This is a genomic window from Enterococcus salsurae, from assembly GCF_054784955.1.
The window spans coordinates 335,780-352,100 of the sequence record NZ_BAAHWY010000003.1 but is presented as its reverse complement, the minus strand read 5'-3'; the positions used below and the strand labels follow the sequence as shown (position 1 = coordinate 352,100).

Genomic DNA, 16,321 nt, shown 5'->3' with positions numbered 1-16,321 from the left:
ACATGGTTTGCTTCTTGCAACACCCGATTCGTTTGCACCACCCAGCTACTCCACGTGCGCCAAAGCTTGGGCCAAATCAGCAATCAAATCATCGATATGTTCGAGCCCCACGGAGAGCCTAATCGTTTCTGGGCGAATATTTGCGGCAAGTAATTCCGACGCGCTTAATTGTGAATGTGTCGTTGATGCGGGATGGATGATCAAAGACTTGGCGTCCCCAACGTTGGCCAACAACGAAAATAGCTGTGTATCACTGCAAAACTTCTTGCTGGCAGCACTACCTGCTTTTAAGCCAAATGAAAAGACCGCACTGGTTCCTTTAGGAAAATATTGTTGTGCCCGCGCAAAATAATTGCTGCTTGGCAGCGTTGGATAATGGACCCAAGATACTTGCGGTTGCGCTTCTAAAAAGGCAGCGACAGCTTGGGCATTCGCTACATGGCGCTCCATCCGCAAGGAAAGTGTTTCGATCCCTAACAACAAGGCCCAGGCATTGAAGGGCGAGATGGCCGCACCTGTATCCCTTAACAAAATCGTCCGTGCCCGAGTGATATAAGCAGCTGCTCCAACTGCATCAGTCCAAGAAATGCCGTGATAGCTGTCATCTAGTTCAACTAATCTGGGAAATTTGCCATTGGTCCAATCAAAGTTCCCACTATCGATGATAGCCCCACCTAGCGCTACACCATGACCGCCAATAAACTTCGTGGTTGAATAAACGACAATATCTGCGCCGTGTTCAAAGGGCCGAAACAAATAAGGGGTAGCAAAGGTGTTGTCCACGATCACTGGAATCCCTGCTTCATGCGCAATCGCAGTAATTTCGTCAAAGTCTGCGATATCAATATCAGGATTCCCCAAAGATTCCAAAAAAACAGCTTTGGTATTCTCCTGGATGGCTGCTTTGAGGGCCGAAAGATCTTCACTATCAACAAAACTAGTCGTGATACCAAAATCGGGCAGAGTGTGGGCAAATAAATGATACGTACCCCCATAAATCGTTGCTGCTGAGACAATATGGTCCCCCGCTTTAGCAATATTTTGAATGGCATAGGTGATTGCTGCTGAGCCAGAGGCAGTCGCCAGGGCGCCGATCCCACCTTCTAAAAGCGCCAACCGCTCCTCTAACACCGCTGTTGTGGGGTTGGTGATTCGTGTATAGATGTTCCCTGCTTCACTCAGACTGAAACGTGCTGCTGCTTGATCTGCATCATCAAACACGTAAGATGTGGTTTGATAAATTGGTACGGCACGACTGCCAGTTGCACTGTCTGGCTGTTGTCCACCATGTAATTGGATGGTTTCAAAGTGTTCTGTCATCATCATTCCTCCTGTAAATCTTTATGTTGGTCAAATAGTAGCTGAAGCGTAACACTGTCAGATTTTTCTGTCAATTATCGACCTATTCTACGGTGATCATGATTCCTGATCACCACTAGATCCATCTCTAAAAATATACCGGTATCTATGAGAAAAACCTATCGCTAAAAATAGAGCGCTAACATATTAATTTACTTGAAATTTGTTTTTTTATTCACATGAAACCGTTTATTTTCAATTGACAGACGCAACGCTAATTGTTATAATTTGAAAAATCTAAAATTTCACACAATTTAGTTATTGAAAGGAAGTTTTGTCCGATATGGAAGAAAAGATTTCAGTGAAAGAATATGTCTACAAAGTATCTTTAGGTGTTTCGAATGCCGTACTGGTTGCATTAGGGGTTGGTCTATTATTAGAAACGATTGGTCAATTAACTGGGCTTGCTACGATCGGTACGATAGGAACAATCTCAAAATTACTCTTAGCTCCCGCTTTTGGTGCAGGGATCGCTTATCAATTAAAAACAAATACATTAGTGATATTCACTTCTATGATCGCTGCTGCCATTGCCTCTGATGGCCTGTATTTTACCCAAGCCGCAGTTGATGCAACCACCATGACTGGGATCAGCGCTTCACAAGGCGTCGGTGCCGTCGTATTGACTGGTGGTCAACCGATCAGTGCGGTAATGGCCGGACTTGTGGCTGCGTTGATTGGTAAATGGCTGACAGGCAAAACCCCATTGGATATGATTCTGGTTCCTCTGGGCAGTTTGTTTTTTGGCGGATTAGCAGGTGTCGGCTTTGCCTATGTCACAACACCGATGCTATTGGCCATTAGCGGCTTTATGGCACAATCGATCACGATTTCCCCTATCATCGGCTCAATCGTGATTGCTGTGGCCTGGAGCACCTTGCTCATGACCCCTGCTTCCTCTGTAGCATTGGCGATTGCCTTACAATTGGATCCAGTGTCCTCTGCCGCAGCGTTGATTGGCTGTACTGCACAATTTGTAGGCTTTACGGTAATGTCGTTTCAAGAAAACAATTTGGGGGCCAATATAGCACAAGGATTGATCACACCGAAGGTCCAATTTGCCAATTTGACCAAAAATCCACAAATGGTGATCCCGCCTTTCCTATCGGCAGCAATTTGCGCCCCACTGGCTACGACCGTCTTTCATTTTTCTACCAGCTATGAATTGGCAGGTTTAGGATTGAACTCACTGATTGCGCCTCTGAATTTATTTGCAACAGATCGTTCTGGCTTCATTGTCTATTGTCTGATTGGTGTTTTGCTGTCTGGAACATTAACTTATGTCTTTTACCGAGTTATGTTGGCATTAGGGAAAGCAACCAAAGGTAGCTTGACGATCGAATTGCAGTAGGTTCAGCAATTCAATCAACCTGTTTAAGATCATCTAAACGGTGCTGCTCTTGTGGGCAGCACCGTTTTAAAATACAAAAAAACCCGCTGACTTTTCAGTCAACGGGTCGAACGCGATTAGATATGGATTGGCATACCTAATGCCAATTCTGCTGCGTCCATCGTGATTTCACCCAATGATGGATGTGGATGGATCGTTAATGCGATATCTTCTGCGTTCATACCAGATTCAATAGCTAGAGCCAATTCTGATACCATGTCGCTTGCGCCTAAGCCTGCGATTTGTGCGCCGATGATCACATTGTCTTCAACAGTCGTTACAAGACGGATAAATCCTTCTGTTTTGCCTAATGATAAGGCACGACCATTTCCAGAGAATGGGAATTTGAAGGCTTTTGCTTCGATTCCAGCATCTTTTGCATCTTTGATCGTCATGCCGACAGAAGCCAATTCGGGATCTGTAAAGGCAACGGCAGGCATTGCTTTATAATCAACAGCTACTTTTTTGCCAGAAATTGCTTCAGCAGCAATTTTTGCTTCGTAGCTTGCTTTATGGGCAAGCGCTGCACCAGGAACGATATCGCCGATTGCATAAATATTTGCTACATTTGTGCGACCTTGTTTGTCAACATTGATCAATCCGCGTTCGCCTACTTCAACACCAGCTTGCTCTAAGCCCATGTCATCCGTATTTGGACGACGACCAACAGTCACCATCACATAATCTGCAGTCACTTCTTCTTCTTTGCCATCAACCGCATATTTAACAGTGACACTGTCACCATTGTCAACAGCTTCTTTCGCCATTGCATTCGTTACAACTGTCACGCCTTTTTTGGCAAAGTCTTCTTCAACCAATTTTACCATGTCTTTTTCATACGTAGGTAAAATTTGAGGAGAACCTTCAAGGATCGTTACTTCAGCACCTAAGTTCGCATATGCGGCACCTAGTTCAGAACCGATCACACCGCCACCGATGACCACTAATTTCTTCGGTACTTCTTTTAGTGCCAGTCCGCCAGTCGAATCGATCACACGGCCGCCAAATTTAAAGCCTTTGATTTCGATTGGACGAGAACCAGTCGCGATGATTGCATTGTTGAAAGAATACGTTTGAGCTGAATCAGGATGGATGACACGTAATGTATGGTCATCAACGAAGAATGCTTCTCCTTCAATGCTTTCAACTTTATGTTTTTTCAATAGAAAACCAACGCCAGTCGTCAATGTTTTCACAACTTTGTTGTCTTTCCATTCTTGTGTTTTGGTGAAATCTAAAGTGACATTCTCAGTGTTTACACCAAACATGGTTGAATCTAACGATTCTTGGTAATGATGACCAGCAGCAATCAACGCTTTTGAAGGAATACAACCGACATTCAAACAAACGCCGCCAATATATTCTCTTTCAATGATTGCCACTTTTTGGCCCATTTCAGCAGCGCGGATGGCAGCTACATAGCCGCCAGGTCCCGCACCGATTACAACTGTATCTAATTCAACAGCAAAATCTCCTACTACCATTTGTAAATCATCCTTCCATCATTAATAGCTCAGGATCAGCTAATAGACGTTTGATATTATTCATTGCTTGTTGGGCTGTCGCACCATCAACGATACGGTGGTCGAAGCTTAGTGATAATTTCATCACACGGCCAACAACGATTTCACCTTCAGCATTGACGATTGGTTGTTGCGCAATCGTACCAACACCCAAAATAGCCACTTCAGGGAAGTTGATTACTGGTGTGAACCAGCCGCCGCCTACAGAACCAATGTTGCTGATCGTGATCGTGCCGTTACGCATATCATCAGCAGCAAGTTTGCCATCATGGGCAAGTTTTGCTTTTTCGTTGATTTCGTCAGCGATCGCGAACATGCCTTTACGGTCTGCATCTTTGACGTTTGGTACATACAATCCATGATCTGTATCTGTTGCGATACCGATATTATAGTAGTTTTTGTACACAATTTCTTGTTTTGCATCATCAATAGACGCATTCAAGATAGGGAATTTCTTGACTGTTGCAGTCAAAGCTTTCACAACATATGGTAAGAAAGTTAATTTTGTGCCGTTGGCAGCAGCAACTTCTTTGAACTTCTTACGGTTATCCCAAAGATTGGTTACTTCAACTTCATCATGCAATGTCACATGTGGTGCAGTATGTTTGCTGTTGACCATTGCTTTAGCGATTGCTTTACGTGTAGGTGTTAACGCAACACGTTCTTCTAAATCACCTAAATTAGACTTGAAGGCTTTTGCAGGTGCCGCAGGTTTGCTTTCAGGTGCCGCAGGTGCTTTCGCTTCTTCTTTCGCTGGCGCTGCAGCTGCTGCTGGCGCAGATGATCCGCCACCTGATAAGAAGTTTTCGATATCTTCTTTTGTGACACGTCCGCCTTTTCCGCTTGCAGAGACTTGAGAAATGTCTACATCTTTTTCACGGGCAAATTGACGTACTGAAGGCATTGCCAAGACACGTTTGTTTGGATCTGCTGCTTCTACAACACTTGCTGATCCAGATGTTTCAACTTTTTCTTTTGGTGCTTCTGCAGCTGTTGAAGTGCTAGATGATGCCGCTGTATCATTGTGACCAGGTGCATCGATTTCGACCAATACATCACCTACATTGGCAACTGTACCTTCTGCAACTACGATCGTTTTCACCGTACCAGTTACTGGAGATGGAATTTCTTCCACTGATTTGTCGTTTTGAACTTCTAATAAAGTATCATCTTCGTTGATGGTATCTCCTGCTTTAACGAACCATTTCACGATTTCGCCTTCAGCAATCCCTTCACCGATATCTGGTAATTTGAATTGGAAGACACCAGAGCCTTCAGATGAACCTGAAGCAGCCTCAGATGTTGTTTCTGTCGTTGGTTCAGCAGCTGGTTTTGCTGGTGTTTGTGATTCAGCAGCCACGCCTGCATCGCCTTCGTTGTCTTCGTGTCCAGGAGCGTCGATTTCAACCAGTACATCACCTACATTGGCAACTGTACCTTCTGGAACAACGATGCTTTTGACAGTTCCTGTCACTGGAGATGGAATTTCTTCCACTGATTTATCATTTTGAACTTCTAGTAAGGTATCATCTTCATTGATGGTATCCCCTGCTTTGACGAACCATTTGACGATTTCGCCTTCTGCAATTCCTTCACCGATATCCGGTAATTTAAATTGAAATGCCATTGTCTATTCTTCCCTTCTTAACTATTAAAAGTTCACGATTTCTTTCACTTTGTCTTCGATATCTTTTGCATTTGGCAACCAAATGTTTTCAGCTTGACCGAATGGGAAAATAGTATCTGGTGCAGATACGCGTCCGATTGGTGCTTCAAGTGATAGAACCGCACGTTCAGAAATTTCAGAAACGACTTGTGCCGCTACACCTGCTTGTTTTTGCGCTTCTTGCACAACGACCACACGACCAGTTTTTTCTACTGATTTGATAATTGTTTCTACATCAAGTGGCGCCACTGTACGCAAGTCGATAATTTCAGCATTGATGTTTTCTTTAGCTAAGTTATCTGCTGCTTTGATTGCTTCACGAACCATAGCACCGTAAGTGATGATTGATACATCAGAACCTTCACGGGTCACTGCTGCTTTATCCAAAGGCACTTCGTATGCTTCTTCTGGCACTTCTTCACGGAATGAACGGTACAATTTCATGTGCTCTAAAAAGACAACTGGGTCATTGCTGCGGATCGCTGCAATCAATAATCCTTTCGCATCGTATGGATTTGAAGGGATCACGACACGGATACCAGGAGATTGCGCAATCAAACCTTCTAAGTTGTCTGAGTGCAATTCTGGTGTATGCACGCCACCACCAAATGGTGAGCGGATCGTGATTGGCAGATTACGTGTACCACCCATACGGTAACGTGTACGTGCCATTTGTCCAACGATTTCATCAAATGTTTCAAAAACGAAACCAAAGAATTGGATTTCAGGAACTGGACGGAAGCCTTCTAATGCTAAACCAAAAGCCAAACCGCCAATACCAGATTCAGCAAGCGGAGTATCAAATACACGGTCTTCGCCAAATTTTTCTTGTAAACCTTCTGTTGCACGGAATACACCGCCGTTTTTACCGACGTCTTCACCAAAGACTAAAATCTCTTTGTCATTTTCCATTTCAACAGCTAAGGCATCTGTAATTGCTTGGATCATTGTTTTTTGTGCCATGACTATTTCGACTCCTTCGCTTCATAAGTTGCAATTTGTTCTTTAATGTTTTGAGGTTGTACTTCAAACATGTTTTTCAAGAAATCTGACACTTTTTGTTTAGGTACACGGTCAGCTTCAGCAATTGCTGCTTTGATTTCTTCTTTTGTTTGTTCAATGATTTGTTCTTCTTTTTCTTCAGACCATAACCCTTTTTCAGTTAGGTATTTACGGAAACGTACTAATGGATCTTTTTCTTGCCATTCAGTATCCATTTCTTTCGTACGGTAACGGGTTGGATCATCACCTGACAATGTATGTGCGCCATAACGGTAAGTCAATGTTTCAATCAAAACAGGACCATTGCCGTTCGCTGCCCATTCACGTGCTGCTTTTGATACATAGTAAACTGCCAACGGATCCATACCATCTACTTGGATACCAGGGATACCTGCTGCAGCGGCTTTTTGTGCCAATGTTGGTGCAGCACTTTGTACTTCACGTGGTGTAGAGATCGCAAAACCATTGTTTTGGATGTAGAATACAGCGTTTGCATGGTAAGCACCCGCAAAGTTGATTGCTTCATAGAAGTCCCCTTGAGAAGAACCGCCATCACCAGTATATGTGAATACAACATTTTTCTTGTTGCGTTTTTTCAAGCCTAAAGCGACACCGGCTGCTTGCACGTATTGTGCACCGATGATGATTTGTGGTGGCAACGCTTTAAGATCTTCAGGATACAAGTTACCTGCGACATGTCCGCGAGACCATAAGAAAGCTTCTTTCAATGGTAATCCGTGTTGGATCAATTGAGGAACGTCACGATAACCTGGTAGTAATACGTCTTCTTTTTCAAAAGCAAATTGACTTGCTAATTGGCTTGCTTCTTGACCAGCAGTTGGCGCGAAGAAACCTAGACGTCCTTGACGGTTTAACGCAGTTGAGCGTTGGTCCAATACACGTGACCATACCATTCGAGTCATCAATTCCACTAATTCGTCGTCACTTAGATCTGGTACTAAATCCGGGTTTACAATTTTTCCATCTTTATCCAAAGTTTGGTAAGTTGGAAAATCTGCATTGACTTGCTCCAAAATCGCTTGGAAATCAAGTGCTTTTTGTTTTTTTGCCATCTTGACACACTTTCCTCTCTGTTAAAAAAGTCATTTTCGTATGTAACAGGGTTTAAATCTGTACTATCGAAATTTCATTTACTCTTATAAATTATCATTTAACTTGGAAAATGACAAGTGAAAAGGGTATTTTTTTTAATAAAAGAATGCCTAGTATAGCAACTCTTAAGAAAAGATTAGTGAAATTTATCACATTTAAGGAATCGCTTTCTTGTAAATTTTCTAAGGAAATTCTTTTTTTCGTTTAAGAATAGTACAGCGATCAGCGTTTACCCTAACAGCAGGTTTGCCTATTTCTCATTTGTAATTGTGAAGTAATTGACTTGTGTGATAGTCGATTTTTTGAATATGAGAAAAAAATAATACAGAATCAAGACAAAAAGAAACAGATCGCCGCTCCCCTCTTGATTGAAGGAAACGACGATCTGCTAGTTTAAATCCATTCTTGCGTCACGCGAATATAAATTCTTTTGGCCAACTCAACTGTTACTAAATAAGCAAGGTTGATGCCAATAAACCATGGCCAATAAGAAGAAGGCAACGTTGCGAAATCAAACACTGTATGCAAAGGTGTCAAGATGATCACGAAGCCTACAGCGATCGCCAACACACTAGATAATAAGACAGCTGGCGAAGCAATACTTTTGATAAAAGGCAGCTTGCGGGTTCTGATCATATGGACCACCAATGTTTGCGTCGTCAACCCGATCATAAACCACCCAGCTTGGAATAGGGCTTGTTCTTGAACTGTATTGGCTTGGAAAACATGCCACATCACCAAGAAAGTTGTGATATCAAAAATACTGCTGACTGGTCCGATCCCTACGGTAAACTTCAACAAACCTCTGACTTGCCATTTCACGGGTTTCGCTAATTCTTCTTGATCAACATTGTCCCAAGGGATCGTCAACTGCGCCATATCATACACAAGATTTTGAACCAGCAATTGAATTGACAGCATTGGCAGAAACGGCAAGAAGGCACTGGCTACTAAAATTGAAAAGACATTACCAAAGTTTGAACTCAACGTCATCTTGATATACTTCATCATATTGGTAAAGACTTTACGGCCTTCAATGACACCTTTATCTAAAACGTCCAAGCTTTTTTCCAATAGGATGATCGAACTAGCATCCTTTGTAATATCCGCGGCTGTATCAACTGAGATGCCCACATCAGCAGTACGCAAAGCTGGTGCATCGTTGATCCCATCCCCCATAAAACCAACCGTGTGTCCCGCTGCTTGGATCGTTTGGATGATGCGGGATTTTTGCATTGGATTGAGTTTCGCAAACAAATTGGTTGTGGCCGCTTTTTCAGCCAACTCTTCATCAGACAAGCGATCGATTTCAGTACCAAGCAAGTAACTGCCGGCTTCGATGCCAACATCGTTACATACTTTTTGTGCAACGATGGCATTGTCACCAGTCAATACTTTGACATTGATGCCATGGCCATGGAGGGAAGCAATCGCCGTTTTTGCTGATTCTTTGGCTGGATCTAAGAAGCCCATGAAACCAATCATGATCATGTCTTGCTCGTCTGAAACTGAATAGACAGCATCCGCATAGGCATCTCTTTTGACTGCGACTGTCAAGACCCGCATCCCTTGTTTATTTAAGCGCAAATTGACTTGGCGCAATTTTTCCCGAATATCTTCAGTCAATTCCATGATTTGACCATCGATCTCAACATATTTGCAGACTTGTTCCATTTCTTCAGCTGCACCTTTGGTCACCATCAATTGATGGCCATCTGCATTGACAACAACGGTCAAGCGGCGACGAGAGAAATCAAAAGGAATTTCATCGACTTTCGTCACCTCTTGGAATGGTTCCGCCAGTTTGGCTTCTTCGTAGTAATTCAAGACAGCGATATCCATCAAATTTTTCCAGCCAGTTTGATAATAGGAATTCAAATACGTCATATCTAGTACTTGCTGATCCTCTTGACCAAATGGATTTAAATGTTGCACCAGCACGACCCGGTCTTCAGTGATCGTTCCTGTTTTGTCTGTACACAACACATCCATACTGCCCAAATTTTGGATCGAAGGCAATTCTTTAACGATGACTTTCTCTTTGGAAAGCGACATGGCGCCTTTGGCTAAATTACTGGTAACGATCATAGGCAGCATTTCCGGGGTCAAGCCAACAGCGACGGCAATTGCGAAGAACAATGCTTCACTCCAATCACCTTTGGTAAACCCATTGATCAAAAGAACGATCGGGAATAAGATCATCACCATTCTCAACAACAATTTGCTGACTTTGGTCAGCCCATCTTCAAAAGCAGTCTTTCCGCGTTTCGTCGTGGCATTGCGGGCAATATCTCCAAAAAAGGTGCTTTGTCCTGTCTTTAAAATAATGGCTTTTCCTTGACCACTTAACACATCGGTACCCATAAAGACCAAATCTTGCATGTCTAAGGCAGAAACATTGGTATCACTTTCTTTGATACCGGCATCGACAAATTTTTCAACGGGCATTGATTCGCCAGTTAATGAAGATTGATTGATAAATAAATCCTTGGTCCAGATCAAAATAGCATCGGCTGGTATCATATCTCCTGTTGCGAGTGTCACGATATCACCCGGAACCACTTCATCCATTGGAATTTCTCGGGTCACACCTGCCCGTGTCACAGAACAAGTATTCTCTATCAATTCTTTCAACGCTAAACTAGCTTTTTGCGAGCGGTATTCTTGGACGAATGTGATCGTCACACTTGCCAGGATCATGATACCCATCACGATCACCGCTTCGATATCTCCTGTCATAAAGGAAATCACCATCAACAAAGCCAACACCAACACAAATGGATCTTTAAATGCGCGCAAAATCATCAACCAGGCAGGTGTTGGTTTTTGGGCATCGACTTTGTTTGGTCCGTATTCTTCTAGTCGTTCTTGCGCATCTTTTTCAGACAACCCTTGGAAGGAAGTCCGCATTTCCATCAATAATTCACGTTCTGATAATTTTGCTAATAATTTCAATTCTTGGTCTTTTGATAATTTTTTCAACATACTCTTTTCCTCCTATAATTAGGAGGTGCTCGCGCCACCCCTAGTAATTCTTGGCGATGAACCTGGGTTCATCTGGGGACTGGGTGTATCCATATGAATCTTCCTTTCTGTTTGATAAGCAAGTCACTCTTGGATCACGCGCGTATGCAAAAAAATGCGCATGCTCCCAATAAGCATGCGCAAAAAACTCATGATCATTGTAGAGCTTTAGCACTATAGGGCGTAGATAGCGAATCGCTATCAGCTGCTTTGGGTTTAACCTTCACGATTAGACCTGTCCTACCAACTAAGTATCTCTCGATACTTTTGCGGCAGCAGCTTGTGTCCGTATAGGAGCCTCACCTAACAATTATTTCTTTCTATTGATACTATAAGCCAACATTTGGAGAAGGTCAACTGTTTTCAAATAAAAAATATGTTATTTTATATTCAGAACATTCAGAATAGCCATCACTTTTCAAAAACATTTGCTTATTTTCACTGTTGTTTCAGCTTGAGAAGTCAATGACTGCCAAAGGTTTCGGCAAGAATCTCTACGATCCGCTGACTGGTTTGTCCATCGCCATATGGGTTCTCAGCATGCGCCATTTTTTGATAAGCGGCGTGATCATCCAGCAAGCGTTTTGTTTCTATATATACACGCGCTTCTTGCGTGCCAATCAACTTCAAGGTTCCAGCTGCGACACCTTCTGGCCGTTCTGTCGTATCACGCAAAACCAACACCGGCACCCCCAAAGAAGGCGCTTCTTCTTGCACCCCTCCAGAGTCAGTCAAAATCAATGCGCTCTGATTGGCGACATTATGAAAGTCGATCACATCCAAGGGTTCTATCAAGGCAACGTTGTCGATGTCGCCTAATATCTCGCGGGCAATTTCCCGAACTTGCGGATTTTTATGCATGGGAAATACCACATGAATTTCAGGATACTCTGCTGCTATTCTTGCCAATGCCCGAAAAACTTGCGCCATTGGCTGCCCTAAATTTTCACGTCGATGCATGGTCAATAAGATCTGTTTCCCTTTGATACCAGACAATTCAGGGTGGCGATAATGGTCTTTGATCGTATAGTTCATCGCATCGATCGCCGTATTCCCCGTCACAAAAATCGTCTGCGGATCGCGGTTTTCTTTCAACAAGTTCAGCTGACTTTCTTTCGTCGGCGCAAAATGCAGATCGGCTAGTACATCGATCAGTTGACGATTGGCTTCTTCTGGATAAGGGGATTGTTTGTTCCAAGTCCGCAAACCAGCTTCGACGTGTCCAACAGGGATTTGTTGATAAAAAGCCGCTGTGGCTGCTGCATAGGCTGTCGTGGTATCCCCATGGACTAAGACGATATCCGGCCGTTCGTTTTGTAGAATGGGTTCAAGATCCAGCAGTACTTTTGTCGTAATACCGGTCAAGGTTTGTCCCAATTTCATTATATCTAAATCATAATCTGCGTCGATCGCAAAGACACTTAACACTTGATCCAGCATTTCCCGATGTTGGGCTGTCACGGTCACGACCGATACAAAGCGATCATCTGCTTGTAACGCTTTGACCAAAGGCGCCATTTTGATGGCTTCTGGTCTTGTACCAAATATGGACATTACTTTGATCGTCATCATTCACCTACACTCTTTACAATAATTGTAATCATAGTTTACTCTGTCTATTATAGCGAAGATTGATGCAAAACAAAATCTTTCCGCTGCAAAAAAAGCAGCACTGTCTAAAAACAGCACTGCTTGCAGTGGTCACGCGTGAGCATTCAGCAACTGAACTGAATCAAATCGTGTCGCCATTGAAAATTGAGTTTTTCACGATCACGTAGTCTACTTTGCGGATCGCTTCTAAATCTTTCCCACCGGCATACGAAATCGATGATTGCAAATCTTGCTGCATTTCTACTAAAGTATCTTTCAAAGACCCTTTGTATTGGATCCAGATTTTTTTACCTTCTACGTTTTTCTTCTCGCCTTTTTGGAATTCTGATGCAGAACCAAAGTATTCTTTCATGACTACGCCATTTTCCACCTTCGTTTCCCCAGGTGATTCTTCGTGGCCGGCGAACAGTGAGCCGATCATGACCATCGTCGCACCGAAACGCACAGACTTCGCAATGTCGCCATGGGTCCGAATCCCGCCATCGGCAATGATTGGTTTGCGGGCTGCTTTGGCGCACCAGCGTAATGCTGCCAACTGCCAGCCCCCTGTACCAAAACCAGTTTTGATTTTCGTGATACACACTTTTCCTGGTCCGATCCCAACTTTTGTTGCATCTGCTCCAGCATTTTCTAATTCTCGGACTGCTTCAGGGGTACCCACATTACCGGCGATCACAAACGCCTCTGGCAAATGTTTCTTGATATGTTGGATCATATTGATCACAGCATTTGAATGACCGTGGGCGATATCGATCGTAATATAGTCAGGGACTATGCCTTCTGCCGCTAAGTCTTCGACAAAGCGATATTCATTTTCTTTGACCCCGACACTGATTGACGCAATCAATCCGCGACTCTTCATTTTTTTGATAAAAGGAATACGCGCTTCCTCATCAAAACGGTGCATAATGTAAAAATAGCCATTTTCAGCTAAAAATTCAGCAATCGTATCATCAATGATCGTTTGCATATTCGCAGGAACGACCGGCATTTTAAATGAATGCTTCCCTAGTGTCACAGTCGTGTCACATTCAGAACGACTATCCACAATGCATTTATTCGGGATCAATTGTATATCCTCGTAATCAAAAACTTTCATGTCAAACATAAAAATATCCTCCAAATCTTATTAAGAGTGAAGCAAGCGGTAAATGGCATCGCCTATTTTTAGCGCCCACAACAATTTAAACCACGGAACAATGAAATACAAGCATTATCAAAATATTTGTTTAAAAAAAGGGGTTAATGTTCGTTTTTTACGAACATTAACCCCTTAAATTAGTCGGATTTGTGATTGTATCTGAATTAAGGCAGAATATTGCCAGCGGCTTTATACACGTCATACCACTCTTCTCTTGTTAAAACGATCTCAGAAGCTTGCGCAATCTCTTCGATACGATGCGGTGTCATCGTGCCGGCAATCACTTGAATGTTCGCAGGGTGACGCAAGATCCACGCCGAGGCGATCCCCGTTGGTGTCGTCTTGTATTTGTCTGCCAACACAACAAGTTTTTCGTTCAATTCAGGGAACATATCGTTATCGATAAAGACACCTTCGAAGAAGCCATATTGGTAAGGTGACCATGCCTGGATCGCCATATCGTGCAAGCGGGAATATTCTAAGATTTCCCCATCGTGATCCACGCTGCCGCCATCTGTCATATTGACATGGATGCCTTGGTCGATCATACCGGTATGCATAATACCAAATTGTAATTGATTGGCCACCAATGGTTGCGACACATATTTTTTCAACAATTCAATTTGTCCTGGTTTTTGATTGCTGACACCAAAGTATTTGACTTTGCCATCTTTTTCAAGTTGATCAAAAGCTGCCGCCACTTCTTCTGGTTCAAACAACGTATCTGGCCGATGAAGCAATAATGCATCTAGATAATCCGTATTTAACCGTTTCAAACTGCCTTCAACAGATGAAATGATATGTTCTTTTGAAAAATCAAACATTTTTCCAGGAACGATCCCACATTTGGATTGGATGAACAACGCTTCTCGTTTGGCATCTGTTTTTGCCAACGCATCAGCAAAAATCGTTTCACATTCCCCGCCGCCATAAATATCAGCATGATCAAAGAACGTAATCTCATTATCAATGGCTGTCGTTAATACTTTGACTGGATCTTTGGCTTGGTTGATGCGCATCAGACCTAAAATCACACTTGATACCTCAATATCTGTTGGACCAAATTTTATTTTTTTCACTAAGTGTTCCTCCTTTTTACCGTACATCTCATTTTAGCACATTCTTTTGAAAACGCTATACGGATTGTGCGAAAAGCGTCAAAAAAACTGTCGATCCCAGGATCAACAGTTCTCTATTCATAGCCGCGGCTATGCTTCTCTAGCTAAGCGCAGTGCTTTATCCCCGATATCTCTGCGATAAAACAATCCATCTAAAGACAACCCATCAATCACGCGATAGACTTCAGTTTGTGCACTAGCTAGGTCAGATGCTGTCACTTCCACCAGCATCACACGGCCACCGTTTGCAGTCAAAAGTCCATTTTGATCATCATCTGCCACACCCGCATAATAGAGTTGCGCAGTTTTTGGCGCCTTTGTCGGGACCACTGATCCTGTTTGATACGCTTCAGGATAGCCCTCAGCGGCAAGGACAACCCCAATAGAGGCACGATCATTCCACACAATGTCTGGTTCTTGGTTTGCCAATAACGCACTAATGATTGCTGGCAATGAACTGTCCAATCGATTCAAAACCACCTGCGTTTCAGGATCACCAAATCGAGCATTGAATTCAATTACTTTAGGACCTTCATCGGTCGCGATCAATCCTGCATACAGAATACCGACAAATGGCGTACCACGATCGATCATCCCTTGCGCTGCCGGGTGCAAGACTTCGCGGATGGCTTGGTCCACGATGTCTTGACTGATTTGCGGTACCGGAGAATACGCACCCATGCCGCCAGTGTTCGGACCTAAGTCATGGTCATAGGCGCGCTTATGATCTTGGGCAATGACCATCGGGTAGACCTTATTCTCATTGACAAAGGCCAGCAGTGAAAACTCTTCTCCTGCCAAAAAATCTTCAACCACCACTTTCGCACCACTGTCACCAAATCTATTTTGTTCCAGCATCGCTGTCACAGCATCAAGGGCTTCTTCAACTGTCGTCGCTACAACGACCCCTTTACCAGCTGCTAATCCATCGGCCTTGATCACGATCGGCGCACCTTTTTCTGCAATATACGCTTTGGCCTCAAGACTATCAGTGAAGCTGCGGTAAGCAGCCGTCGGAATCTGATTCGTCTCCATGATTTCTTTGGCAAACGCCTTAGATCCTTCAATCATTGCCGCTTGTTTACTCGGACCAAATATTTGCAGGCCAGCCGCTTGAAAATCGTCGACAATGCCATTTAACAAGGGGACTTCAGGTCCGACAAAAGTCCAAGCAACTTGGTGCTCAATGGCAAATTCAATCAACAGCTGATGATCCGTTTCAGCAATGGCCACCAATTCGATACCATCTTGCTGCATCCCAGAATTGCCTGGGGCGCAGAAAACCCGCGTTACTTGCGGATCTGCTAGACATTTCTTGGCGATCGCATGTTCACGGCCGCCACTGCCGATAATCAATAATTTCATAAAGGTCCC

11 protein-coding genes and 1 riboswitch are annotated in these 16,321 nt (G+C 43.4%); of the genes, 1 reads left to right on the top strand and 10 read right to left on the bottom strand.

The genetic code is table 11. The annotated features are described in order from the left end of the window. Positions 1–45: 45 nt before the first annotated feature. The gene (locus ACYVRS_RS09835; protein WP_461203261.1) at positions 46–1,320 is read right to left on the bottom strand and encodes an O-acetylhomoserine aminocarboxypropyltransferase/cysteine synthase family protein; all 1,275 of its coding nucleotides are present in this window, start codon (positions 1,318–1,320) and stop codon (positions 46–48) included. 322 nt (positions 1,321–1,642) lie between these two features. Between ACYVRS_RS09835 and ACYVRS_RS09830 the strand changes: the two genes are divergently transcribed. Then, positions 1,643–2,710: a PTS sugar transporter subunit IIC gene (locus ACYVRS_RS09830; RefSeq protein ID WP_461203260.1), complete on the top strand. Its 1,068-nt coding sequence runs from the start codon at positions 1,643–1,645 to the stop codon at positions 2,708–2,710. A gap of 116 nt (positions 2,711–2,826) precedes the next feature. On the opposite strand, the gene lpdA is transcribed toward ACYVRS_RS09830, so the two are convergent. The 9 genes from lpdA to purD form a co-directional block, all read right to left on the bottom strand. Beyond that, positions 2,827–4,233 carry a dihydrolipoyl dehydrogenase gene (gene lpdA / locus ACYVRS_RS09825; protein ID WP_054116778.1) on the bottom strand — a complete coding sequence of 469 codons (1,407 nt, stop codon included), beginning with the start codon at positions 4,231–4,233 and terminating at the stop codon, positions 2,827–2,829. Positions 4,234–4,240: 7 nt separating this feature from the next. After that, entirely contained in the window at positions 4,241–5,899 is a 1,659-nt protein-coding gene (locus ACYVRS_RS09820; protein WP_312497647.1) for a dihydrolipoyllysine-residue acetyltransferase, read from the bottom strand. 24 nt (positions 5,900–5,923) lie between these two features. Continuing rightward, positions 5,924–6,901, bottom strand: a complete 978-nt coding sequence (locus ACYVRS_RS09815) for an alpha-ketoacid dehydrogenase subunit beta (protein ID WP_054116776.1) — start codon at positions 6,899–6,901, stop codon at positions 5,924–5,926. A 2-nt stretch (positions 6,902–6,903) separates the two neighbouring features. Continuing rightward, positions 6,904–8,013, bottom strand: a complete 1,110-nt coding sequence (gene pdhA, locus ACYVRS_RS09810; protein WP_312497646.1) for a pyruvate dehydrogenase (acetyl-transferring) E1 component subunit alpha — start codon at positions 8,011–8,013, stop codon at positions 6,904–6,906. Positions 8,014–8,446: 433 nt separating this feature from the next. Next, positions 8,447–11,038 (bottom strand): magnesium-translocating P-type ATPase, encoded by a 2,592-nt coding sequence (gene mgtA / locus ACYVRS_RS09805; RefSeq protein ID WP_461203259.1) that lies wholly within the window; start codon positions 11,036–11,038, stop codon positions 8,447–8,449. A gap of 186 nt (positions 11,039–11,224) precedes the next feature. Further along, positions 11,225–11,395: riboswitch (M-box (ykoK) riboswitch) on the bottom strand. Positions 11,396–11,539: 144 nt separating this feature from the next. Continuing rightward, a complete protein-coding gene (wecB, locus tag ACYVRS_RS09800; protein WP_461203293.1) occupies positions 11,540–12,646 on the bottom strand; it encodes a non-hydrolyzing UDP-N-acetylglucosamine 2-epimerase in 1,107 nt (368 codons plus the stop codon). A gap of 163 nt (positions 12,647–12,809) precedes the next feature. Next, positions 12,810–13,787, bottom strand: a complete 978-nt coding sequence (guaC, locus tag ACYVRS_RS09795) for a GMP reductase (RefSeq protein WP_461203292.1) — start codon at positions 13,785–13,787, stop codon at positions 12,810–12,812. 206 nt (positions 13,788–13,993) lie between these two features. Then, entirely contained in the window at positions 13,994–14,908 is a 915-nt protein-coding gene (locus ACYVRS_RS09790; protein ID WP_461203258.1) for an aldo/keto reductase, read from the bottom strand. Positions 14,909–15,037: 129 nt separating this feature from the next. Next, a complete protein-coding gene (gene purD, locus ACYVRS_RS09785; RefSeq protein ID WP_461198603.1) occupies positions 15,038–16,312 on the bottom strand; it encodes a phosphoribosylamine--glycine ligase in 1,275 nt (424 codons plus the stop codon). Positions 16,313–16,321: the final 9 nt, after the last annotated feature.

What these genes read in the sequence shown, in the direction of transcription:
- pdhA (WP_312497646.1), bottom strand. Translation starts at nt 8,013, where the DNA reads ATGGCAAAAAAACAAAAAGCACTTGATTTCCAAGCGATTTTGGAGCAA.
- ACYVRS_RS09815 (WP_054116776.1), bottom strand. Translation starts at nt 6,901, where the DNA reads ATGGCACAAAAAACAATGATCCAAGCAATTACAGATGCCTTAGCTGTT.
- purD (WP_461198603.1), bottom strand. Translation starts at nt 16,312, where the DNA reads ATGAAATTATTGATTATCGGCAGTGGCGGCCGTGAACATGCGATCGCC.
- ACYVRS_RS09820 (WP_312497647.1), bottom strand. Translation starts at nt 5,899, where the DNA reads ATGGCATTTCAATTTAAATTACCGGATATCGGTGAAGGAATTGCAGAA.
- ACYVRS_RS09830 (WP_461203260.1), top strand. Translation starts at nt 1,643, where the DNA reads ATGGAAGAAAAGATTTCAGTGAAAGAATATGTCTACAAAGTATCTTTA.
- lpdA (WP_054116778.1), bottom strand. Translation starts at nt 4,233, where the DNA reads ATGGTAGTAGGAGATTTTGCTGTTGAATTAGATACAGTTGTAATCGGT.
- ACYVRS_RS09835 (WP_461203261.1), bottom strand. Translation starts at nt 1,320, where the DNA reads ATGACAGAACACTTTGAAACCATCCAATTACATGGTGGACAACAGCCA.
- guaC (WP_461203292.1), bottom strand. Translation starts at nt 13,787, where the DNA reads ATGAAAGTTTTTGATTACGAGGATATACAATTGATCCCGAATAAATGC.
- mgtA (WP_461203259.1), bottom strand. Translation starts at nt 11,038, where the DNA reads ATGTTGAAAAAATTATCAAAAGACCAAGAATTGAAATTATTAGCAAAA.
- wecB (WP_461203293.1), bottom strand. Translation starts at nt 12,646, where the DNA reads ATGACGATCAAAGTAATGTCCATATTTGGTACAAGACCAGAAGCCATC.